This is a genomic window from Roseobacter sp. HKCCD7870, from assembly GCF_037830315.1.
Taxonomy (GTDB): domain Bacteria; phylum Pseudomonadota; class Alphaproteobacteria; order Rhodobacterales; family Rhodobacteraceae; genus M30B80.
The window spans coordinates 1,574,946-1,596,167 of record NZ_JBBLYO010000001.1; the positions used below are offsets into that span (position 1 = coordinate 1,574,946).

Below are 21,222 nucleotides of genomic sequence, written 5' to 3' on the forward strand. Positions count from 1 at the left end.
AATCAGGCCAAACGCCCGTGACAATGCTTGAACTTTTTTCCCGATCCACAGGGGCAGGCATCATTGCGGCCAAGATTGCCCCATGTTTCAGGACGCGTCTCATCAAAGCCTTTATCATCACCGCTTGCTTTCGCTTCAGCCTCATCCGCGGCTTTCAAGGCGGCTTGCTGCTGCGCTGCGGCCTGTGCTTGCAATTGACGGATCAATTCTGCCTGCTGCTCGGGGCTGAGCGGTTGGATGCGGCCAAGTTTCTGCGTCACTTCCTGACGAAGCCCATCTAACAAGCCCTCGAACAATTGGAACGCCTCGGATTTATATTCGTTCAAAGGGTCGCGCTGCGCATAACCACGGAATGCCACGACTGAGCGCAAATGTTCCAATTTCAATAGGTGATCACGCCATTTCTGGTCGATTGTCTGCAACAATACCTGTTTTTCAATATTGCGCATCTGCTCGGCACCAAAGGCAGTGGCTTTGTCGCTCATGAATTTATCGGCGGCTTCCTCAAGGCGTTCAATCACCACGTCCTGATCTACGCCGTCTTCTTCGGCCCATGCGGGGATCGGAAGATCGAGTGACAATGTCTCGCGGCAGGCCTGTGCCATCGCCTCAACATCCCACTGATCTGCATAGGATCGCGGTGGCATATAAGTGTCGACCATATCGGCGATCACCTCATAGCGCATATCCTTGACGATATCCTCAATATCATCGGAGGCCATGATATCCATGCGCTGGCCAAAGATGACTTTGCGCTGTTCATTCATCACATCATCGAATTTCAGCAACTGCTTGCGGATGTCGAAGTTGCGCCCTTCAACCTTGGCCTGCGCGCGCTCCAAGGATTTGTTGACCCAAGGATGCACAATTGCCTCACCTTCGGCCAGACCGAGCGTGGTCAACATCTTTTCAAGACGTTCTGACCCAAAAATCCGCATCAGATCATCTTCGAGCGATAGGTAAAACGCTGAACGACCCGGATCGCCCTGACGGCCCGAACGACCGCGCAACTGGTTGTCGATACGGCGGCTTTCATGACGCTCTGTTGCCAGAACATACAGACCACCTGCGGCCTTCACGGCCTCTTCATCGGCTTGGTGGGTTTCTTCAATTTCAGCGCGCAGTTTTTCAGGGTCAGCATCAGGATTTGCGGCGATGGCATCCATCACCTTCAACTCGACATTGCCGCCCAGTTTAATATCGGTGCCGCGCCCCGCCATATTGGTCGCAATAGTGATCGCGCCCAATTTGCCCGCATCTGCCACAATCTGCGCTTCCTGCTCATGCTGACGCGCGTTCAAAACATTATGCGGCAACTTTGCCTTGGTCAAAAGGCCGCTCAGCATCTCGGATTTCTCAATCGATGTTGTGCCAACCAAAACAGGTTGGCCATTTTCATGCGCTTCGCGAATCGACTCTACGATGGCGTTATATTTCTCAGCGGCGGTGCGATAGACCTGATCATGGTCATCAATCCGCGCCACAGGGCGGTTGGTTGGAACCTCAACTACGCCAAGTTTGTAAATTTCAAAAAATTCTTCGGCCTCGGTTGCCGCTGTGCCCGTCATGCCACCCAATTTTTTGTAGAGGCGGAAGTAATTTTGGAATGTCACCGAAGCCAAGGTCACATTCTCAGGTTGGATCGCAACGCCTTCCTTGGCTTCGATGGCCTGATGCAGACCATCAGACAGGCGCCTACCCGGCATCATACGGCCCGTGAATTCATCGACCAAGACCACCTCATCGCCGCGCAACAGATAATCGCGATCTTTTAGATACACCTTATGCGCCCGCAACGCACAGGTCGCGTGATGCACAAGCGAAGTGCTTTCAGGGTCATAGAGGCTTTGCCCCTCAGGCAAGAGGCCCGCTTCGGCAAGGCGCTGCTCAAGAAAGTCATTGCCTTCCTCGGTCAGGGTCGCGTTGCGCGTTTTCTCGTCCAGCGTATAGTGCTCTTCGGTCAGCTCAGGGATCACCTTGTCAATCGCCACATAAAGATCGGAACGATCTTGAGATGGGCCAGAAATGATCAATGGCGTGCGCGCCTCATCGATAAGGATCGAGTCGACCTCGTCCACAATCGCGAAATTGTGACCGCGTTGCGCCATCTCAGGCAGCGATCCGCGCATATTGTCCCGCAAATAATCGAACCCAAGCTCGTTATTGGTGGCGTAGGTGATGTCGGCGGCATAAGCCTCGCGCTTTTCGGCTTCGGGCTGGCGCGGGTAAACCACGCCAGTTGTCATACCAAGCGCGGCGAAAACCTTGCTCATCCATTCCGCATCTCGCCGTGCAAGGTAATCGTTCACAGTGACAACATGCACGCCTTCGCCACTCAGAGCGTTGAGATAGGCGGGAAAGGTGGCAACCAAAGTTTTCCCTTCGCCTGTCTTCATCTCGGCAATATTCCCTTGGTGAAGGAAAATGCCGCCCATCAACTGCACATCAAAGGCGCGCAAACCCAAAGCGCGCTTGGCGGCTTCGCGGCAATTGGCAAAGGCCTCGGGCAATAGCGCATCAAGGCTCTCACCATTGGCGTGGCGCTGACGAAATTCTTCAGTTTTTGCTATCAGCCCTGCATCATCGAGGGCGACAAACTCAGGCTCAAGTGCGTTGATCTTTGCAATAAGCGGCCTTTGAGCTTTGACCAATCGATCATTTGAACTGCCAAAAATCTTCTTTGCGATAGATCCAAGCCCAAGCATGCAAAACGCCTTATGTCAGAATTGATCCACGCAATGGCAGACCCAAAAGAATGTGATCTCCGCTCGGGTTGTTTGCATCCGCGCGGCGGTCTAGAAGACCCATCAAGGAAGCTGTGCCAACGTCCCCAACCGCAATGGGACATAAGCGCCCGCTTTTGGCCTGTCAACGTGGGCGCGAAGGATTACGCCCGTAATAAAAGGACTGTTCTATGAAACGCCTGCTTGTCTCCGCCGCAATTTCCCTCTCCCTCGCAGCCCCAGTGGCGGCGCAAGACGCCAGCACGGTCTTGGCAACGGTCAACGGCACCGACATCACTTTGGGTCATTTGATTGCAATGCGCGCGATGCTGCCCGCGCAATATCAAGAATTGCCAGACGAGGTTCTCTATAATGGAATGTTGGATCAGCTGATCCAACAGGAGGTTGTCGCAGACTCGCTGCGCGGCTCGGAAGACGCGCGCACAAAACTGACCATGGAAAACGAAGATCGTGCGTTTTTGGCCAGTGTCGCCATTGATGCGATTGCCTTTGACACAATCGCAGATGCGGATGTCCAAGCCCTCTATGACGCAAATTTCGCGGATGCAGGCGGTGATCAGGAATGGAATGCAAGCCATATTCTTGTCGCAACCGAAGAAGAGGCGCAAAGCCTGATTGACCAATTGAATGATGGCGCTGATTTTGTTGCTTTGGCGCAAGAGTTCTCAACAGGCCCCTCTGGCCCAAATGGTGGCGCTTTGGGGTGGTTCGGCACGGGCATGATGGTGCCAGAATTTGAAACTGCCGTAGCAGGCCTAGAGGCGGGGGAAATTTCCGCGCCTGTCCAAACCCAATTTGGTTGGCACGTTGTGAAACTGAACGAGTCGCGCATCAGTGCGCCCCCCGCGCTAGAAGATGTGCGCGCCGATCTTGAGGAAGAACTGCGCCGTCAGCGCGTTGACGCCTATCTTGCGGAATTGACCGAAGCGGCCGAGATCGCGCGACCAGAAGTTGAGATTGACAGGAGCCTAATCCGCAACATTGATCTTTTGACACAGTAACCCCTCTCACATAGGCCCGATCATGGCAAAAGCCCCGCTTCCTGTCTCCCCCCTCGCCCCAAAAGGTGGGTTTCCTGCATTGCCCCGCATTGATGGGGTGCGCTTTGCCAGTGGCGCGGCTGGGGTGCGGTATCAAAACCGCACCGATGTCATGTTGGTCAAGATTTGTGCAGGGGCGTCAGTAGCAGGTGTCTTTACCCGATCCTCCACGCGCTCCGCACCTGTCCTCGATTGTGAGCGCAAGTTGGCCGCTTTGGGGAAAAGCAGCGATCAAGGCTTTGGAATTGTTGTAAATTCTGGAAATTCCAACGCCTTTACAGGCCGCGCAGGCGATCAAACGGTCGAGGCGGTAACCGCCGAGGCGGGCCGTGTTTTGGGTATTCCAGCCGCTCATGTGTTCAGCGCGTCAACGGGGGTGATTGGTGAGCCCTTCGCCCCCGAAAAAATTACGCATATCTTGGCGGAATTGGCGGGCAAACTGGATGCTGACGGGGCAGATGGTGCGGCGCGGGCGATTATGACCACCGACACTTTCCCCAAAGGCGCGACAGAAACCCTGACCCTCTCGGGCCACGAGGTGAAAATCGCGGGCTTTGCCAAAGGCTCGGGCATGATCGCGCCAGATATGGCCACAATGTTGGCCTATGTCTTTACCGATGCCGCGATTTCGCGTGCCGCGCTGCAATCCATGTTATCGCAAGCCACCAAACGCAGCTTTAACGCGGTGACAGTGGACAGCGACACCTCAACCTCGGACAGTTTGATGGTGGCCGCGACAGGCAAGGCAGGCAATCCCCAGATTGCCGATTTGGACAGCACAGATGCAAAGGCGTTTTATGCGGCCTTTGAGGCGGTTCTCAAAGACCTTGCCTTGCAATTGGTGCGCGACGGGGAAGGCGCAACCAAACTGATTGAAGTGCAGGTCACAGGCGCGGCAAATGACGCGGATGCAGATCGTGTTGCCCGCGCGATTGCCAACAGCCCACTCGTAAAAACCGCGGCTGCGGGCGAGGATCCAAATTGGGGTCGTGTTGTCATGGCGGTCGGGAAATCTGGCGCAGTCGCAGATCGTGACCGCCTGACCATCAAGTTCGGTGATATTTTGGTGGCCGAAAATGGCTGGGTCAGCCCCGATTACAGAGAAGAGCAAGGGGCCGCCTATATGAAACAGCAGGAATTGCGCATCGCCGTGGATATGGGCCTTGGCATGGGGGCGGCCACAGTATGGACCTGCGACCTAACCCATGGCTATATCAGCATCAATGCGGATTATCGCTCATGAAAACGGTGCTTGTCTCTGCAGCGGCGTTGATTGATGGCGAGGGCCGTGTGCTTTTGGCGCAACGGCCTGAGGGGAAATCCATGGCCGGTCTTTGGGAGTTTCCGGGCGGTAAGGTCGAAGAGGGCGAAACACCCGAGGCCGCCTTGATCCGAGAATTGCACGAGGAATTGGGCATTGAAACGTGGCAAAGCTGCCTTGCGCCGTTATGCTTTGCCAGCCACAGCTACGAGAAATTTCATCTTCTTATGCCGCTCTTTGCCTGCCGCAAATGGGACGGTATCCCGCAATCGCGCGAAGGGCAGGCGCTGAAATGGGTCCGCGCAAAAGATTTGCGCGACTACCCGATGCCACCTGCAGATATCCCTTTGATTCCGATCCTGCGCGACTGGCTTTAGCCGCCAATCCACCCTTTGAGGTGATCCTGCGCGACAGCAACCAATGCCTTGATATGCGCGTCATCATCGTTGAGGCAGGGGATATAGGTAAACTGCTCGCCGCTCGCCTCTTCAAAGCTTTCGTGGATTTCTTCGTTGATCTCTTCCAAAGTCTCGATGCAATCGGCCGAAAATGCAGGGGCAATCACCGCAATCTTTTTCTTGCCCGCTTCGGCCAACCGCGCCACTTCTTCGACTGTGTAGGGCTTGAGCCACTCTTCGGGGCCAAAACGGCTTTGGAATGTCGTGACAATCTCACCGTCAGACCAACCCAAACGCTCTTTCAGCAGGCGTGAGGTTTTTTGGCACTGGCAATGATAGGGATCGCCCTCCATCAAATAACGCTTGGGGACGCCGTGATAGGAGGCCACCAAGACATCGGGGCGGTCTTCAATCTTTGCGTAGGCCCGCTCAACCGACTGCGCCAAGGCCTCAATATAGAGCGGATGCTCGTAATAGGCCTCGACTGTGCGCACGGTCGGTTGCCATTTGATATCCGTCAGTGCGCGAAAGAATTGGTCGCAAGCTGTGGCTGAAGTCGCGCCCGCATATTGAGGATAAAGAGGAAAAAACAGGATTTTCGTGCAACCTTTTGCAACCAGTTCATCCACTTTGGACTTGGTCGATGGGTTGCCATACCGCATACAGAAATCCACCTCGACCTGATCACCATAAAGCGCCGCCATTTCAGACTTAATCTTTGCGGTCTGATCTTTGCTAATGGTCATCAGCGGGCTTTCGCCCTGCTCTTCATTCCAAATAGATTTATAAGCCGCCCCCGAAGAAAACGGACGCTTGGTCAAAATCACCAATTGCAAAAGCGGTTGCCAAATCCACGGGCTGTAATCAATCACGCGGCGATCTGAGAGGAATTCGTTCAAATAGCGGCGCATTGACCAGTAATCATAATGATCTGGCGTGCCCAAATTTGCCAAAAGCACACCAATCTTGCCGAACTTCAACTTTGGGTGATCAGCGGGTGCGTGGGGCAGAGCAGCTTCGGTCGCGTTTTGCATCATATTCATCTTTTATCGCACTTCTTTCTTCAGCCTGACTAACCCAGACAACAAAAAACGACCACCCTTTTACTACCCGTTTTCCACGGGTCGGGCGGTTTCATCAAATTCGGTCACGCCAAGCGCGTCTGCCAATCTCGCCTGCGCCGATCCAGGTCGAAGCGGCTTTTGTTGACTGGCATCTGGTTTCCATCCTGAAAGGAATACGATCTCAACAGTGGATCGGATGCGATTTTCTTCGAATGGATAAGTTTTTTTGTAAATTTCATCGGCGCGCGTGAATAAATCACGCGGGGGGGCGGCGCGGTGACGCGCGTCAAGCACATTGGTTTCCCCCATATCGCGCAAATCACCAATCAGGTGAAAAATATCCCGATAACTGATGGTTTTGCGCAATGTATCAGCCACAGGCAGGGCAAACCCCGCACGCTCCAAGAGCCCGCCCATATCACGCAAATCCCCCATCGGGGCCACGCGCGGCGACAAGCCGCCCATCACCGCACTTTCGGCTTGGCGCAGAACATCTCGCAATTCGGTCAGGCTTTCGCCGCCAAAAAACACTCCGAGAAACAGCCCATCGGGTTTCAGCGCACGGGCCGCTTGCACAAGTTGCCCCACGGGATCATCGGCCCAATGCAACGCCATCACGTGGATCACCAGATCATGGGCCCCTTCGGTCAAGCCCAAGTCATCTTGGGGTAGAACGCGGGGGGCTTCGGGCATAAAATCTGCCCAATACTCCACAAAAGGCGTGATCAAAACGGGCGCGGTAAAGCGCCTGTTAACGTCTGCCAGTCTTTCTTCTAGCTCAAGCTTGACCTCGTCATGTAAAAAACCCGCCCGATCCAATCGCGCACGCGCACGGACACGGGCCAAGGCCTTCGGGTCGGTCAATTTTGGCGGAAGGGTTTCAGTCACGACTATGGTCTCAGGCTTTTTGAAAACTTAGGGGGTTTATGTAAGTGTTCGCGTCCCGTTTGCAAATCCTTGATCGGGCCAAAACATGGGCCTTTCCGCCTGATTGCCTGCGCTGTGGTGACAGGGTTGAAATTCCTTTTGGTCTTTGTGGCCCCTGTTGGGCGGAGGCCCAGTTTATTGGCAAATCCTGCTGTCACGCCTGTGACGATGAATTGATTGGGGAAGAGGCTGCGCAGAACGGCCCCCCAAGATGGGTTGGGCGCGGAAGCCCATTTTGCCAATTTGGGCGAGGCGCTGGCCCTAACCCCGCGCCATGGTGAAAGGTTGCGGGGACGGGCAGTCATTTTGATTGATGATGTGATGACCTCAGGCGCGACCCTATGGTCTGCAACCCACGCCTTGCGCTTGGGCGGCGCAGGGCCGATATATGTGCTGGTTATGGCCCGCGCGACAAAAGCAGCGTAGCAGATAGGAGACAGGCAGATGGCACAGATTGAAATCTTCACAAGCCCACTTTGCGGCTATTGCCATGCTGCCAAACGCCTTTTTGCAAGCAAGGATGTCAGCTTTGTCGAGACTGATGTCAGCCGTGACCCAAAACTGCGCCAAGATATGATGGCACGCGCTCATGGTCGGCACACTGTGCCGCAGATTTTTATCAATGACCAACATATAGGCGGTTATGATGATCTCGCGGCACTTGAGCGTCAGGGCAAGCTTGATCCATTGCTTTCTTCGTAAATTTCCAGTGTTTTTAACGATTTCCCTTGCACCAAAAGGCTGGCATAGGGTCTAGTCCGCGCCATGAATGACACCAGTGATCCCCTCTCTATCGCGCTGTTCAGCGAATTGTTCATGGCTGATCAATTGGCCCGAAACCGCCTGTCCAAAGCCCTGCCAAAAGGTATGGAACTGAGCCATTTTTCTGTGCTGAACCACTTGGCCCGCGCCAATGAGGAACGCACGCCTGCTCAGCTTGCGCGGCTGTTTCACGTGACCCGTGGCGCCATGACCAACACGCTGAACCGTTTGGAATGGGCGGGACATATCCATATCCGTCCCGATTGGGACGATGCGCGCCGTAAATTTGTGACCATCAGCCCCGCGGGACGTTCCGCGCGCGATGCCGCGTTGCAGGCGATTGCACCGATTTTGTCGGATACGATCGAAGCCATCGGTGCAGCCAAAGTTCGCGCAGCCCTGCCCGTTTTACGCGAGATGCGGGTGCGCCTTGAAGATGATGCCGACCTGCGCAGTTAAGGGCGAATGGATGCGGTGACGTAATTCACCGACAAATCGCGATCCGAGATCGACCAACCCCAAGAAATCGGATTGAAAACATAGCCCTTGCGATCCACGGGCCTCAGCCCTGCAATCTCGATCATTTTGAATAGCTCATCGGGCGTGATGAATTTTGACCATTCATGTGTGCCTTTTGGCAGCCAACGCATGATATATTCCGCACCCACAATCGCCATGGCAAAGCTTTTGGGATTGCGGTTGATGGTTGAGCACAGCATCAGCCCGCCTGATTTCAGCAAATCATGGCAAGCAGTCAAATAGGCCTGCGGATCGGCCACGTGTTCAACCACTTCCATATTGAGGACGACATCGAATTGCTCACCTTCTGCGGCAAGGGCCTCAGCGCTTGTGTGGCGATAATCAATCGTCAGGCCTGATTGCTCGGCATGAACCTGTGCCACAGGAATGTTGCGCTCAGCCGCATCTGCACCCACCACATCGGCGCCAAGCCGTGCCATGGGTTCAGATAGAAGCCCACCCCCACAGCCAATATCCAAGAGACGCAGGCTCTCAAAGGGTCGCTCAGCCGTTAGATCCCGTCCGAATTCGGCTGCGATCTGGCGCGTGATATAGTCAAGCCGCACAGGGTTCATCATGTGCAACGGTCGGAATTTTCCGTTTGGATCCCACCATTCGGCGGCCATCGCCTCGAATTTTGCGATTTCCGCAGGGTCAATTGTGCCAGTCTTGTCCGTCATTCTATGCTCAAAGCCTTGCCAAGGGGTTTGGGACTGTTAGGTTGGGTCTTACGTCCTATATAGGAAGCTTATGGATAAGTTCACGGGCCAAAAGCGCGCAGTGCAGCATCTCTTTCCGCCGATCGACCCGTTCGATCAGCGAATGTTGGATGTTGGCGAAGGTCACCAGATTTATATGGAGCAATGCGGAAACCCAAACGGCCCTGCCGTTTTGGTGTTGCATGGGGGCCCAGGCGGCGGGTGCAGCCCTGCTATGCGACGCTATTTTGACCCTTCGGTCTGGCGCATTATCCTGTTTGACCAGCGCGGCTGTGGCCGCTCGCGGCCCCATGCGGCTATTCGGGGCAACAGCACATGGCATCTGGTCGAAGATATTGAGCGCATCCGCAACACGCTTGGCATTGAAAAATGGGCCGTATTTGGCGGCTCTTGGGGTGCGACCCTTGCCTTGATCTACGCGCAAACCCATCCGCAATCCGTGGCCTATTTGGCCCTGCGCGGTGTATTTTTGTCGATGCAACGCGAGTTGGATTGGTTTTATGGCGGCGGCGCGGGGCAATTCTGGCCAGAACAATGGCAGCGCTTCGTCTCGCTGATCCCCGAAGATGAGCGTGGCGATTTAATTGCCGCCTATAACCGCCGCCTTTTCTCAGGCGATATGATGGTCGAAACCCGTTATGCGCGGGCTTGGGCCGCATGGGAAAACGCATTGGCCTCTATCGAAAGCGATGGCCAAGGGGGCGATTGCCCCGCCGATTACGCCCGTGCCTTCGCGCGGCTTGAGAACCATTATTTCGTCAATCGCGGCTTTCTCGAAGAAGATGGACAGATTTTAAAGAATATGCATCGTATCGCCCATATTCACGGTGTGATCGTGCAAGGGCGCTATGACATGATTTGTCCGCCCCAATCCGCCTATAGCCTTTCCGCGCGCTGGCCTTCGGGTCGCTTGCAGATGGTTAAGGCGGCGGGCCATGCCCTGTCCGAGCCTGGTATCAGCCAAGAACTGGTGCGGGTGATGAAATCTGTGGGCGAGCACGCCACAAAATTCGGCCTATAAGCGCGCCACCCAATTTGGGCTCAGTTTTCCACGCAAAAACGCAACGGGATGACGTTTCAACGTCAACCGCAGGCTCGCGTAGTCTTCGATCACGGCTTCACCTTCGGTTATCTGTGGCAAATTTGGCGCGGCCTCGTTATGCGCCTCGCCCTCAAGGTCACGGGCAAAAAGCGGCAAATCTTGTGCAGGGCCAAGCCCGCGCAATTCCCAAAGTGCTGCGCGGCGATCAAACCCAAGCGCGGCAAAAGCATCTGCCTCGGCCAAGGCCCGCAAAGGTTTTTGCGACAGACCCGCACGACGCCATAAATCACGCGGACTGAGATAGCCATTGCCACGCGCGGCAATGACCCAATGCGCGTCCTCCTCGGACAGGCTTCTGATCTGCCGCAGCCCCAATCTTAGTGCAAGCACGCCCATCCCATCTGGTTCGAGCGTGTGATCCCATGCGCTGAGATTGACGCAGGCAGGTCGCACCTCCACCCCATGCGCCTGCGCATCACGCACAATCTGTGCAGGCGAATAGAACCCCATCGGCTGGCTGTTCAGCAAAGCACAGGCAAAAACGGCAGGGTAATGGCATTTGATCCATGCGCTGGCATAAACCAAAAGCGCGAAACTTGCGGCATGGCTTTCAGGGAAACCATAGGCGCCGAACCCTTCGATCTGCGCAAAACAGCGCGCGGCGAAATCGGGGTCATAGCCGTTATTCTGCATGCCTCGCAAAAACCGCGCCCGAAATTCCGAGACATGACCCTTTTTCTTGAACGTGGCCAAGGCACGGCGCAGCGCATCGGCCTCGGTCGGGGTGAAACTGGCCCCGACAATTGCGATTTGCATTGCCTGTTCTTGAAACAAGGGCACGCCCAAGGTCTTGCGCAACACAGCGCCCAACGCATCAGAGGGAAACTCCACCGCCTCCTCCCCATTGCGGCGGCGAATGAAGGGATGCACCATATCGCCCTGAATAGGCCCAGGTCGGATGATCGCCACTTGGATCACCAGATCATAGAAAGAACGTGGGCGCATACGCGGCAAAAAATTCATCTGCGCGCGCGATTCCACCTGAAACACACCCAGACTGTCTGCTTTGCACAGCATATCATAGACGCGGCCATCCTCAGCGGGCAGGGTGGCCAGATCAAAATCCCGTCCATAATGACCCCGCAAAAGATCAAAGGATTTGCGCAAACAACTGAGCATTCCCAAGGCCAAAACATCGACCTTCAAAATGCCCAAGGCGTCAATATCATCCTTATCCCATGCGATGATGGTGCGATCCTCCATCGTGGCATTTTCTATGGGCACAAGCGCATCAAGCCGCCCTTCGGTAATCACAAAGCCCCCCACATGCTGGCTGAGATGGCGGGGGAAGCCGATAATCTGGCCCACCAAATCCATCACCAAGCGCAAATGCGGGTTATCAGGATCAAGACCAATTTCGCGCAGTCGGGCATCCTGCAATTCACCTGACCCCCATGATCCCCAAATCTGGCTTGAAAGCGCGGATAGGATATCTTCGCTCAAACCCATCGCACGGCCAACTTCACGAATGGCACGCTTGCCGCGATAATGGATCACTGTGGCGCAAATCCCTGCACGGTGACGACCATAGCGGGTGTAGATCCATTGGATCACCTCCTCGCGGCGTTCATGCTCGAAATCAACATCAATATCGGGTGGCTCATCACGAGCCTCTGAGACAAATCGCTCAAACACCATCGTGCCAATTTCAGGAGAGACAGAGGTCACGCCCAAAGCATAACAAGTGATGGAATTAGCCGCAGACCCGCGCCCTTGGCACAAAACCCCACGCCCGCGCGCGAAAGCGACAATATCATGCACTGTCAAAAAATAGGGCGCATAACCAAGCTTGTCGATCAGCGCCAATTCATGGGTCATGAGGGTCTGCGCACGCTCAGGGATGCCCCTTGGATAGCGCCATGCAAGCCCCTTCCAAGCCAATCTCTCAAGGCGGGACTGTGGGGTTTCGCCATCAGAAATCTCGGATGGGTATTCATAGCGCAATTGATCCAGTTGAAACTGGCAGCGCCGCGCGATCAAGCGCGTTGCCGCAAGAGCGCGGGGATAATCGTGAAACAAGCGGCGCATCTGCGACAGGCTGCGCAACCGCTGTTCGGCATTGACCTGCGCATGACGTCCGAGATCAACCAAACGAATGCCTTTGCGAATGGCGCTGAGGACATCCACCAAACGGCGGCGGCGGGCGTGATGCATCATCGGCGCGCCAGAGGCCACAAGCGGCAGGGACAAGTCCTCTGCCCGCCGTGCAATCGCGGCAAAACGTAACGCGTCCTGCCCGTCATAATAGGGGGTAAGGGCAAGCCAAATATGCCCCGCGAACCGCGCCGCCAATTGGGGCAGCGCATTATGCCAAGCCCCTGCATGATGCGGTGGGAAATGGGCGTTTCGATCACTGAGCACAAGCAATTCCAACCCTGCTGCATGCGACAGCAAATCCTCTAGATCAAGCAAGCACTGACCTTTTTCTGCGCGCAATTGGCCCTTGGACAGAATACGGCACAGATCTCCCCAACCTTCCCGCGTGCGGGCGAGGGCAATCATCTCTAGCCCATCAGGGAAAACCAATCGCGCGGCAGGCAAAAGCCGCGGACAGGTGAAAATTGGTGCGCGCGGGGCGGGGGGAATATGGGCGGGGCGCGGTGGCCCGTGCAAATCAGCATCCGCCGCGCGCCGCGCCACAATCTCACGCGCGATACGGCGCAATTCGCTATGCGCCCGTACGATGCCCGAAACCGAATTCACATCGGCAATCGCCAAAGCATGAAGCCCCAAATCCGCTGCGCGCACAGCATATTCTTCAGGATGCGATCCACCCCGAAGAAAAGAAAAATTGGACAATGCGGCAAGCTCTGCGAATCCCATACCGCAAAGATATTCACGTTTTGTTCTTTTTTCGAGAGAGATTTTTGAGGCCAGCCTTAGCCTTCGAAATAGCGGCGCAAAATGTCGGAATAGATCACGGTTAGGCCTTGGATATCTTGGCAAGATACCCGCTCATCAACCTCATGCATCCGATGGCCGACAAGACCAAATTCCACCACAGGGCAATGGCGCTGCACAAATCGGGCATCCGATGTGCCGCCTGTGGTCGACAAAATAGGCTGTAGTCCAGTGTGCTGCGCCACTGCCGCCGCGATCAGGTCAGAGAACGCACCAGGCGCGGTCAAAAACGCCTCGCCCGAAATACGGGTTTCGCAGGCAATCTGAACGCCATGCACAGCCGCAACTTTGGCGCATTCACGTTGCAACCATGCGTCCAAGGATGCGCCTGAATGCAAATCATTAAAACGAATGTTAAGCCGCATTTCACTGCGCGCAGGGATCACATTGCTGGCGGGGTTCCCTGTCTCAATCGCAGTAATTTGTAGGTTGGACGGGTCAAAATGCGCTGTCCCCTCATCCAGAACATGGCGCGACAGACGATCCGCAAGCGCGGCCATGGCAGGCATTGGATTTTGCGCCTTATGCGGATAGGCGACATGGCCTTGCTTGCCCGCCACTGTAATCTGCGCATTGATTGACCCGCGCCGCCCGATTTTGATCATATCGCCCAAGGTTTCTGGGCAGGTCGGCTCGCCCACAAGGCAAACCGACATCGCTTCGCCTTGAGCCTCCATCCACTCCAAAAGCGCCACTGTTCCATCCGTGGCGGGGCCTTCCTCATCGCCCGTAATGGCCAGAATAATCGCGCCATCAGGCGGGGCGGTTTGCACCATATCGACCGCAGCCGCGACAAAGGCCGCAACGCCCGATTTCATATCGGTCGCGCCACGCCCATAAAGCCAATCCCCCTCGCGCACCGCGTCAAAGGGCGGGTGGCTCCAATCCGCTTCAGCCCCAATTGGAACAACATCGGTATGTCCGTTAAAGCCAAAACTGCGCGCATGCCCTTTGGGCCCAAAGCGCGCAAAAAGGTTTGCTGTGCCATTTCGATCTACGCGGTGGCACTCAAACCCTGCCGCCTCTAACACAGTTTGCAACAGCACCAATGCGCCGCCCTCCTCTGGGGTGACAGAAGGGCAACGCAGCAAATCTGCGGTCAATATAACGGGATCAAGGCGGGTGTCGGCCATATCCGATTTCTCCAAAGGCGTCAGGCGCTAGGGTTACGCGCCCCTTGGCCAAGAGACAAACAGAAAACCGATATCTTGGTCAAACCACTATATGCAGAAGAATTACAGGGTACATTGCATAAATATATTAACAATAGAGATAATTTTATGATAGCATCATACCAATAACAATAAGCCGAGGCAGGCCGAGCGGAAAATCCGCTGTAAATCAGACGAACATGAAGGTGCTTAAGGGCGCCTGATTTGCCTGAATTTACCATGCCTTGGCGCGGGTTATGGGGAATTGATGCGGATGCCGCGGCGCAGCTATGAGGCACGGGCGATGATGGCTTAGCGGGCCAGATCAAAAATGGCATCAACATCCAAATGCGTCTCCAGATGCTGTGACAAATCATCCAAGACTGCACCAATCTGCGCCCGATAGCCGCCCGTGCTAATCTCGGCACCAAGACCCGCGAAGAACGCGGTGCGGAACCCATCCTCTTGGAAAAGTCCGTGTAGGTAACTGCCCATCACCCGCCCATCGGCACTTATCGCGCCATCCTTGTGGCCGGCCAAAGCAGCAAAGGGACGGGTGCAATCAGGGCCTGAGGTTTCGCCCATATGGATTTCATAGCCCGAAACGGCGGCCCCCGTTGGAACATGGCGCACCGCGCTGAGCGCCAGACGCTTTTGGGGGCGCATCAGGGTTTCAATCTCTAACAGACCTAAGCCCTCTGTCACCCCAACCGCGCCATCAAGCCCGTCAGGATCGCTGATCCTGCGGCCAAGCATTTGATAGCCGCCACATAGACCCAAGATTGCGCCGCCGCGCCGCCGATGTGCGGCCAGATCCACATCCCAACCCTGCGTGCGCAAAAATTCCAAATCGGCCCGCGTGCTTTTTGATCCGGGCAGGATGACCAAATCAGCATCCGCTGGAATCACACGCCCCGCTTCAACCCAAGTAAGGCGCAGCTTGGGGTCTTGGGCAATCGGATCAAGATCATCGAAATTTGAAATCCGTGGAAATGCGAGGGCCGCAACATGAAACGCGCCATCATGGGTCGGGGTTTTGCCCAGATCTACGCCATCCTCGGCGGGCAATTTCCAAGCATCCCCAAACCAAGGCACCACTCCAAACCCACGCCATCCTGTTTGCTCGGCAATATAGCGATACCCGTCATCAAAGAGGCGTGGGTCACCCCGAAAGCGGTTGATCAAGAACCCCGCAATTTGAGCGCGATCTTGGTCATCCAATACGGCTTTCGTTCCAACGATCTGTGCAATCACCCCACCACGATCAATATCGCCTGCGAGGATCACGGGGATATTTTCACCACAGGCAAAGCCCATATTGGCAATATCACCTTTGCGCAAATTGACCTCGGCTGCGCTGCCTGCCCCTTCGACAATCACAAGATCATACTGAGCAGACAGCCGCGCAAAACTGTCTTGCACGGCCGCCAAGAGGCGCGGTTTCAACCCTTGGTAATCCTGCGCCTCGGCGCGGGTCAGACGCGCGCCTTGCACCACAATCTGCGCGCCTGTGCTGCTTTCGGGTTTGATTAGAACAGGGTTCATATCAACATGAGGCGCAAGACCTGCGGCCTCAGCCTGCACCGCCTGTGCGCGACCAATCTCGCCCCCTTCAGAGCAGACAGCCGCATTGTTCGACATATTTTGTGGCTTAAACGGCGCAACATTGATCCCGCGCTTGCGCGCAGCACGGCACAGCCCCGCAACAAGCAATGATTTGCCCACATTCGACCCTGTGCCTTGGATCATGACAGCGGGCATAAGACCTTAGAACTCCACGCCTTTTTGCGCAACAATGCCTTTCTCACGGAATGGATGCTTGACCTCGGTCATCTCGGTCACAAGATCGGCAATCTCAATCAATTCGGGCTTGGCATTGCGACCCGTCAACACAACATGGGTCATTTCTGGCTTCTCTGTGACCAAAAACTCCACCACCTCTAGGATCGGAAGATAGTCATAGCGCAGAGCGATATTGATCTCGTCTAGAACAACCAATGACATATTGGGGTCTTTGATCATCGCTTTGGCTTCTTCCCAACCCGCACGCGCCGCTGCAATATCGCGCTCGCGGTCTTGGGTGTCCCACGTAAATCCTTCGCCCGACACAACAAACTTGCATTCATTCGCGAAATGTTTGCGCAAGAATTCCTTTTCGCCTGTCACCCATGTGCCTTTGATGAATTGCACGACACCGCAAGGCATCCCATGGGCGATGCAGCGCATAATCATCCCAAAAGCAGACGAGCTTTTGCCCTTGCCATTGCCTGTATGGACAATCACCAGACCTTTCTTCTCGCGCTTTTTCTCCGCCATCATACGATCGCGCGCGGCCTTAATCTTCTGCATCTTTGTCTTGTGACGCGCGTTAAGGTCTTCCTCTCTCATGTCTCATCATCCTCGGCAAAATAGGGTGTCATCTGCGCGACTATGACCGAGTTTTCTTCCAAAGCCCGCATCATCAAAGCGCGTTCTTCTTCATCAATCTCAAGCCCCTGCGCCTCACGTTCGGTCAAGGTGCCATAGCCCGTGACCTCAAGCGGGTTCATATCCGCCGTTTTCAGCACTGCCACCGTCTCGCGCACCGCTTCGGCCTCGTCCACGCCTGACGCATAGCACAACAGCCCCGCCCCCGTTGCGCTGGCAGGCAGGCCATCCCTCTCGCGGCGACCCAGTTCAACAACAAGCGTATAAACATCCTGCGCGCGCTTAGGCTTGGCAGCGGCATCTTTGCTTGGTTTTGGTGTATTCTCTTTGCTCATGGCTGCGGCATGGCCTGATTTCACAGCACAAGTCAAGCAAACCAGCACATGTGACATGGTCACAGACCATCAGGGGCCAGTATGCGATGATCTCTCATCGGCTAGAGAAAGGAGTTTAGATATGACTCGCAATGCTGGGATGATCGACCGCGCACTTCGCGTGATCTTAGGCGTGGCTCTTATTGCCATTGTATTTGTTGGCCCGCAAACCGCTTGGGGTTGGGTGGGTCTGGTGCCTCTTTTGACGGGCTTGGTGGGCAATTGCCCTCTTTATACGATCTTTGGCATCAAGACCTGCAAAGCCTGCTAGGGCGTTTTCTGCCAGACGGGACAAGGTAAAACTGTTTTACCTTACGGGCTGATCCGCGTAGTTTGTCAAAAACCAGATAAATTGGCAGAGCAAGCAGGTTGGCCCGCAAACGCAAAGATAAAAAATCCCTCGAGGACCGTGGCCTGACGCGGCGCGTGGGTCGCGTTTTGTGGCATGTGGGGTTTTCGGCGGTCGCCCTAGTGCTGCTGTGGATCATTGCCTATCGCTTTCTTCCCGTGCCAACCACGGCCTATATGGTCAGCGAAGCGCGGCGTATCGGCACAATCGACCAGACATGGCGCCCGCTGGAAGAGATTTCCCCAAATTTACAACGGGCCGTGGTCGCGGCAGAGGATGCAAATTTCTGTGCTCATTGGGGCTTCGACATGAGCGCAATTCGTGACGCAATTTCAGATGGCGCACAGCGCGGCGCATCCACGCTCAGCCAACAAACTGTGAAAAATGCGTTTTTGTGGCATGGCCGAAATTGGGAGCGCAAGGCGCTTGAAGCGGCACTGACCCCTGTGGTCGAGCTGATCTGGCCAAAATCGCGGGTATTAGAGGTCTATCTCAATATCGCGGAATTTGATGTGGGCATTTTCGGGGCAGAGGCTGCCGCACAGCATTATTTTGGGGTGAGTGCCGCTGATTTGACATTGGCACAAGCCGCGCGCCTCGCAGCGGTGCTGCCAGCGCCAAAGGATCGATCTGCTGCAAACCCCTCCCCATGGCTGTTGGAGCGCGCGGCGAGCATTGCCGATGGGGCGGCGACCATCGCCAATGATGGACGTGATGATTGCTTTGCGAATTGAATTCCCCACCCAGACAGGGCAAAACGTTCGCAACCAATGAGTTAGAGCAAAACCCAAATGAACACGCCGCGCCTCTACCACTTCGCCCTATCGCCCTTTTGCCGCAAAGTGCGTTTGGTTCTGGCGGAGAAAAAAATCGAAGTTGAGTTGGTGGAAGAACGCTATTGGGAAGGCTCGCCAGATCACCTGCGCCGCAACCCTGCAGGTAAGGTGCCCGTTCTCAAGATTGACGGCGTCTTCCTGAGTGAAAGCCAAGCCATTTGCGAATATCTCGAGGAAAAACACCCTGAGCCAGAACTGATCCCAGAAGACATCAAAGCCCGCGCCGAAGTGCGCCGCCTGTGTTTCTGGTTTGATGATAAATTCCACCATGATGTGACCAAGAACCTCGTCTATGAACGCGTGAACAAAAAGCTGATGCGCGCGGGATACCCTGATGGGCGGGCCGTCAAAACTGGCGCAAACCAGATCAAATTCCATCTAGATTACATGGCATGGCTGCTAGATCATCGCCGTTGGTTGGCGGGGGATCGCATGACCTTGGCCGATTTCACCGCAGCGGCGCACCTATCCTGTCTTGATTACATCTCAGATGTAGATTGGAACCGATCTGAGATCGTCAAAGACTGGTATGCAAAGGTTAAATCGCGTCCTGCATTTCGTTCCATTTTGGCGGATCAAATTTCGGGTTTCCCGCAGCCGCCCCATTACGCGAATTTGGACTTTTGAGCGCGCTGAAGCAGACCCTCACGACCGAGGCCAAAGCCATAGGTTTTGCCAAAATTGGTGTTTGTCGACCCACAGATATCGCTGAAGCAGGGGCGCGGTTGCAGGCGTTTGTGGCGGCAGGGCATCATGGCCAAATGGGATGGTTGGCGGATCGCATTGCGTGGCGTTCTGATCCAAGCGCGCTTTGGCCCGAAGCGAAATCGGTGATCATGTTGGCTGATCTATACACGCCAAACCATGACCCGCTTGCGATTTTGCAAGAGAAATCCCGCGCTGCGATTTCGGTCTATGCGCAAAACAAAGACTATCATGATGTCGTCAAGAAACGGCTCAAACGCCTCGGGCGGTGGTTGCTGGAACAAGCAGGCGAAGACCATCAGATCAAGGTATTTGTCGATACGGCCCCCGTGATGGAGAAACCCCTTGCGCAGGCCGCAGGGCTGGGGTGGCAGGGCAAACATACCAATCTCTTGGCGCGGGATTTGGGCAATTTCTTTTTCTTGGGTGCGATTTTCACAACGGTCCCTCTCGAACCAGACAGCCCAAACGTCAGCCATTGCGGAACTTGCACAGCCTGCCTTGATATTTGCCCAACAAAAGCCTTTCCCGCGCCCTACCAATTGGATGCGCGGCGCTGCATTTCTTACCTCACAATCGAACATAAAGGCCCGATTAATCCTGACCTGAGGTCAGCTTTGGGAAATCGCATTTATGGCTGCGATGATTGTCTGGCCGTTTGCCCGTGGAATAAATTTGCTCAAACAGCGACTGAGATGCGCTATGCCCCGCGCGATGATCTGCGCGCGCCCAATTTAGCGGAGTTGGTGCAGCTTGATGATCAAGGGTTCCGCGATAGGTTTTCAGGATCACCGATAAAGCGCATTGGGCGGGGTCGGTTTGTGCGCAATGTGCTTTATGCAATTGGCAATAGCGGCGATGCAGGCTTAATTGAAATGGCGCGCAGTTTGGTGAATGATCCTGACGCGGCCGTATCGGATGCCGCCAAATGGGCTTTGGAGCAACGACAATGATCCTCTTGTCTTTTGGCCACGGCTATAGCGCAAGCGCGCTTGAACAGCGATTGCTGCCACAAGGCTGGGAGATTATCGCCACGACCCGCGACCCCAAAAAGGCCGAGGCACTGCGCGCGCGGGGGTTATCTGCGCGGGTTTGGGGGCGCGATGATCTCTCGTGCGATATCGGGCGCGCCACTCATATTCTATCATCAATTGCCCCTGAGGGCGGGCGCGATCCTGTTTTGGGCGCATGGGGCGGGGCGCTTGCACCTTGCTTGGATGAAAAAGCATGGATTGGGTATCTGTCGACCACGGGCGTTTATGGCGATCACGCGGGGGCGTGGGTGGATGAAACCAGCCCGCTCACCCCCAACACGGATCGCGGACGCGCCCGCGTTGCGGCGGAAAGCGAATGGGCCGCCGTTTGCCGCCAAACCAAGGCGCCGTTACATATTTTCCGTCTTGCAGGAATTTACGGCCCCCATCGTGGCCCGTTTGAAAAACTGCGAAACGGGACAGCGCGGCGCATTATCAAAGAGGGACAAGTGTTTTCACGGATCCATGTTGAGGATATCGCGATGGCGCTAGAGGCCTCAATGACGGCGCAAAAACGTGGGGCTATTTACAATATATGCGATGACATGCCCGCCCCTCCCGAAGATGTGATTGCCTATGGGGCCCAATTACTGGGCCTGCCAATTCCACCTGCAATCGCTTTTGAACAAGCCGATTTGGGGCCGATGGCAGCCAGTTTTTATTCGGAAAATAAGCGGGTCAAGAATAACCATGTGAAGGCTGATCTTGGCCTGTCATGGCTCTATCCCGACTATAAATCAGGGCTAAAGGCCATTCTTGCGACGGGCGGGTAATCTTTAGCGCGCAAAATTTCAGTTTTGCGAATGCCCAAATTCAAGTATGCGCAGGCACAAGAGCAGCATTCCATATTTCAGGCCCGTCATGAGTATACTCCGCGGTTTTATCGTGTTTGTCTTTGCCACTGCCCTG

22 protein-coding genes are annotated in these 21,222 nt (G+C 55.2%); 13 read left to right on the forward strand and 9 right to left on the reverse strand.

The window, feature by feature from the left end; genetic code table 11:
- Positions 1-2: 2 nt before the first annotated feature.
- Positions 3-2,705, reverse strand: a complete 2,703-nt coding sequence (secA, locus tag AAC637_RS07950; protein ID WP_340303047.1) for a preprotein translocase subunit SecA — start codon at positions 2,703-2,705, stop codon at positions 3-5.
- Between the two features lie 209 nt (positions 2,706-2,914).
- Here secA and AAC637_RS07955 point away from each other — a divergent pair, with 209 nt between their 5' ends.
- From AAC637_RS07955 to mutT, 3 genes are read left to right on the forward strand one after another with little or no spacing between them, the layout of a single operon-like run.
- Entirely contained in the window at positions 2,915-3,745 is an 831-nt protein-coding gene (locus AAC637_RS07955) for a peptidylprolyl isomerase (protein WP_340303048.1), read from the forward strand.
- Between the two features lie 22 nt (positions 3,746-3,767).
- A complete protein-coding gene (argJ, locus tag AAC637_RS07960; protein ID WP_340303049.1) occupies positions 3,768-5,027 on the forward strand; it encodes a bifunctional glutamate N-acetyltransferase/amino-acid acetyltransferase ArgJ in 1,260 nt (419 codons plus the stop codon).
- On the forward strand, positions 5,024-5,422 hold the full coding sequence (mutT, locus tag AAC637_RS07965; RefSeq protein WP_340253229.1) for an 8-oxo-dGTP diphosphatase MutT: 399 nt from the start codon (positions 5,024-5,026) through the stop codon (positions 5,420-5,422). Before argJ ends, mutT begins: the two co-directional genes overlap by 4 nt.
- Here mutT and hemH read toward each other — a convergent pair.
- Together hemH and AAC637_RS07975 are read right to left on the reverse strand one after the other, a co-directional pair.
- Positions 5,419-6,480: a ferrochelatase gene (gene hemH / locus AAC637_RS07970; protein ID WP_340303178.1), complete on the reverse strand. Its 1,062-nt coding sequence runs from the start codon at positions 6,478-6,480 to the stop codon at positions 5,419-5,421. The genes mutT and hemH overlap by 4 nt on opposite strands.
- Before the next feature lie 69 nt (positions 6,481-6,549).
- The gene (locus tag AAC637_RS07975; RefSeq protein WP_340303050.1) at positions 6,550-7,395 is read right to left on the reverse strand and encodes a methyltransferase domain-containing protein; all 846 of its coding nucleotides are present in this window, start codon (positions 7,393-7,395) and stop codon (positions 6,550-6,552) included.
- Positions 7,396-7,439: 44 nt separating this feature from the next.
- Here AAC637_RS07975 and AAC637_RS07980 point away from each other — a divergent pair, with 44 nt between their 5' ends.
- From AAC637_RS07980 to AAC637_RS07995, 4 genes are all read left to right on the forward strand, one after another.
- The gene (locus AAC637_RS07980) at positions 7,440-7,715 is read left to right on the forward strand and encodes a double zinc ribbon domain-containing protein (RefSeq protein WP_340303051.1); all 276 of its coding nucleotides are present in this window, start codon (positions 7,440-7,442) and stop codon (positions 7,713-7,715) included.
- Positions 7,612-7,860 (forward strand): ComF family protein, encoded by a 249-nt coding sequence (locus tag AAC637_RS07985; RefSeq protein ID WP_340303181.1) that lies wholly within the window; start codon positions 7,612-7,614, stop codon positions 7,858-7,860. The genes AAC637_RS07980 and AAC637_RS07985 overlap by 104 nt, the downstream gene beginning before the upstream one ends.
- 18 nt (positions 7,861-7,878) lie before the next feature.
- Complete coding sequence (gene grxC, locus AAC637_RS07990) at positions 7,879-8,136, forward strand: glutaredoxin 3 (RefSeq protein ID WP_340303052.1); 258 nt, start codon at positions 7,879-7,881, stop codon at positions 8,134-8,136.
- Between the two features lie 63 nt (positions 8,137-8,199).
- Positions 8,200-8,655 carry a MarR family winged helix-turn-helix transcriptional regulator gene (locus AAC637_RS07995; RefSeq protein ID WP_340253241.1) on the forward strand — a complete coding sequence of 152 codons (456 nt, stop codon included), beginning with the start codon at positions 8,200-8,202 and terminating at the stop codon, positions 8,653-8,655.
- On the opposite strand, the gene ubiG is transcribed toward AAC637_RS07995, so the two are convergent.
- Complete coding sequence (gene ubiG / locus AAC637_RS08000) at positions 8,652-9,395, reverse strand: bifunctional 2-polyprenyl-6-hydroxyphenol methylase/3-demethylubiquinol 3-O-methyltransferase UbiG (protein WP_340303053.1); 744 nt, start codon at positions 9,393-9,395, stop codon at positions 8,652-8,654. The genes AAC637_RS07995 and ubiG overlap by 4 nt on opposite strands.
- A gap of 70 nt (positions 9,396-9,465) precedes the next feature.
- Between ubiG and pip the strand changes: the two genes are divergently transcribed.
- A complete protein-coding gene (gene pip, locus AAC637_RS08005; RefSeq protein ID WP_340303054.1) occupies positions 9,466-10,455 on the forward strand; it encodes a prolyl aminopeptidase in 990 nt (329 codons plus the stop codon).
- Here pip and AAC637_RS08010 read toward each other — a convergent pair.
- From AAC637_RS08010 to AAC637_RS08030, 5 genes are all read right to left on the reverse strand, one after another.
- The gene (locus AAC637_RS08010; protein WP_340303055.1) at positions 10,450-13,359 is read right to left on the reverse strand and encodes an error-prone DNA polymerase; all 2,910 of its coding nucleotides are present in this window, start codon (positions 13,357-13,359) and stop codon (positions 10,450-10,452) included. The two genes, pip and AAC637_RS08010, sit on opposite strands and share 6 nt — an antisense overlap.
- Before the next feature lie 56 nt (positions 13,360-13,415).
- Positions 13,416-14,570, reverse strand: a complete 1,155-nt coding sequence (gene dapE, locus AAC637_RS08015) for a succinyl-diaminopimelate desuccinylase (RefSeq protein ID WP_340303056.1) — start codon at positions 14,568-14,570, stop codon at positions 13,416-13,418.
- Between the two features lie 330 nt (positions 14,571-14,900).
- Positions 14,901-16,349, reverse strand: a complete 1,449-nt coding sequence (locus AAC637_RS08020) for a cobyric acid synthase (RefSeq protein WP_340303057.1) — start codon at positions 16,347-16,349, stop codon at positions 14,901-14,903.
- 6 nt (positions 16,350-16,355) lie between these two features.
- Positions 16,356-16,976, reverse strand: a complete 621-nt coding sequence (gene cobO, locus AAC637_RS08025) for a cob(I)yrinic acid a,c-diamide adenosyltransferase (RefSeq protein ID WP_340303058.1) — start codon at positions 16,974-16,976, stop codon at positions 16,356-16,358.
- On the reverse strand, positions 16,973-17,350 hold the full coding sequence (locus tag AAC637_RS08030; protein WP_340253263.1) for a hypothetical protein: 378 nt from the start codon (positions 17,348-17,350) through the stop codon (positions 16,973-16,975). Before AAC637_RS08030 ends, cobO begins: the two co-directional genes overlap by 4 nt.
- Before the next feature lie 121 nt (positions 17,351-17,471).
- Here AAC637_RS08030 and AAC637_RS08035 point away from each other — a divergent pair, with 121 nt between their 5' ends.
- From AAC637_RS08035 to AAC637_RS08055, 5 genes are all read left to right on the forward strand, one after another.
- Positions 17,472-17,660: a YgaP family membrane protein gene (locus AAC637_RS08035; protein ID WP_340253266.1), complete on the forward strand. Its 189-nt coding sequence runs from the start codon at positions 17,472-17,474 to the stop codon at positions 17,658-17,660.
- A gap of 98 nt (positions 17,661-17,758) precedes the next feature.
- A complete protein-coding gene (gene mtgA / locus AAC637_RS08040) occupies positions 17,759-18,472 on the forward strand; it encodes a monofunctional biosynthetic peptidoglycan transglycosylase (protein ID WP_445322717.1) in 714 nt (237 codons plus the stop codon).
- A 57-nt stretch (positions 18,473-18,529) separates the two neighbouring features.
- Entirely contained in the window at positions 18,530-19,201 is a 672-nt protein-coding gene (gene fzlA, locus AAC637_RS08045) for an FtsZ-binding protein FzlA (protein WP_340303059.1), read from the forward strand.
- The gene (queG, locus tag AAC637_RS08050) at positions 19,198-20,232 is read left to right on the forward strand and encodes a tRNA epoxyqueuosine(34) reductase QueG (RefSeq protein WP_340303060.1); all 1,035 of its coding nucleotides are present in this window, start codon (positions 19,198-19,200) and stop codon (positions 20,230-20,232) included. Before fzlA ends, queG begins: the two co-directional genes overlap by 4 nt.
- On the forward strand, positions 20,229-21,086 hold the full coding sequence (locus AAC637_RS08055) for an SDR family oxidoreductase (RefSeq protein WP_340303061.1): 858 nt from the start codon (positions 20,229-20,231) through the stop codon (positions 21,084-21,086). Before queG ends, AAC637_RS08055 begins: the two co-directional genes overlap by 4 nt.
- Positions 21,087-21,222 lie beyond the last annotated feature (136 nt).

Coding starts and splice junctions, on each gene's coding strand:
- AAC637_RS08035 (WP_340253266.1), top strand. CDS start 17,472: ATGACTCGCAATGCTGGGATGATCGACCGCGCACTTCGCGTGATCTTA.
- grxC (WP_340303052.1), top strand. CDS start 7,879: ATGGCACAGATTGAAATCTTCACAAGCCCACTTTGCGGCTATTGCCAT.
- pip (WP_340303054.1), top strand. CDS start 9,466: ATGGATAAGTTCACGGGCCAAAAGCGCGCAGTGCAGCATCTCTTTCCG.
- AAC637_RS08010 (WP_340303055.1), bottom strand. CDS start 13,359: ATGGGATTCGCAGAGCTTGCCGCATTGTCCAATTTTTCTTTTCTTCGG.
- argJ (WP_340303049.1), top strand. CDS start 3,768: ATGGCAAAAGCCCCGCTTCCTGTCTCCCCCCTCGCCCCAAAAGGTGGG.
- fzlA (WP_340303059.1), top strand. CDS start 18,530: ATGAACACGCCGCGCCTCTACCACTTCGCCCTATCGCCCTTTTGCCGC.
- AAC637_RS07995 (WP_340253241.1), top strand. CDS start 8,200: ATGAATGACACCAGTGATCCCCTCTCTATCGCGCTGTTCAGCGAATTG.
- hemH (WP_340303178.1), bottom strand. CDS start 6,480: ATGATGCAAAACGCGACCGAAGCTGCTCTGCCCCACGCACCCGCTGAT.
- AAC637_RS08020 (WP_340303057.1), bottom strand. CDS start 16,349: ATGCCCGCTGTCATGATCCAAGGCACAGGGTCGAATGTGGGCAAATCA.
- AAC637_RS08030 (WP_340253263.1), bottom strand. CDS start 17,350: ATGAGCAAAGAGAATACACCAAAACCAAGCAAAGATGCCGCTGCCAAG.
- AAC637_RS07955 (WP_340303048.1), top strand. CDS start 2,915: ATGAAACGCCTGCTTGTCTCCGCCGCAATTTCCCTCTCCCTCGCAGCC.
- dapE (WP_340303056.1), bottom strand. CDS start 14,570: ATGGCCGACACCCGCCTTGATCCCGTTATATTGACCGCAGATTTGCTG.
- AAC637_RS08055 (WP_340303061.1), top strand. CDS start 20,229: ATGATCCTCTTGTCTTTTGGCCACGGCTATAGCGCAAGCGCGCTTGAA.
- secA (WP_340303047.1), bottom strand. CDS start 2,705: ATGCTTGGGCTTGGATCTATCGCAAAGAAGATTTTTGGCAGTTCAAAT.
- mutT (WP_340253229.1), top strand. CDS start 5,024: ATGAAAACGGTGCTTGTCTCTGCAGCGGCGTTGATTGATGGCGAGGGC.
- cobO (WP_340303058.1), bottom strand. CDS start 16,976: ATGAGAGAGGAAGACCTTAACGCGCGTCACAAGACAAAGATGCAGAAG.
- ubiG (WP_340303053.1), bottom strand. CDS start 9,395: ATGACGGACAAGACTGGCACAATTGACCCTGCGGAAATCGCAAAATTC.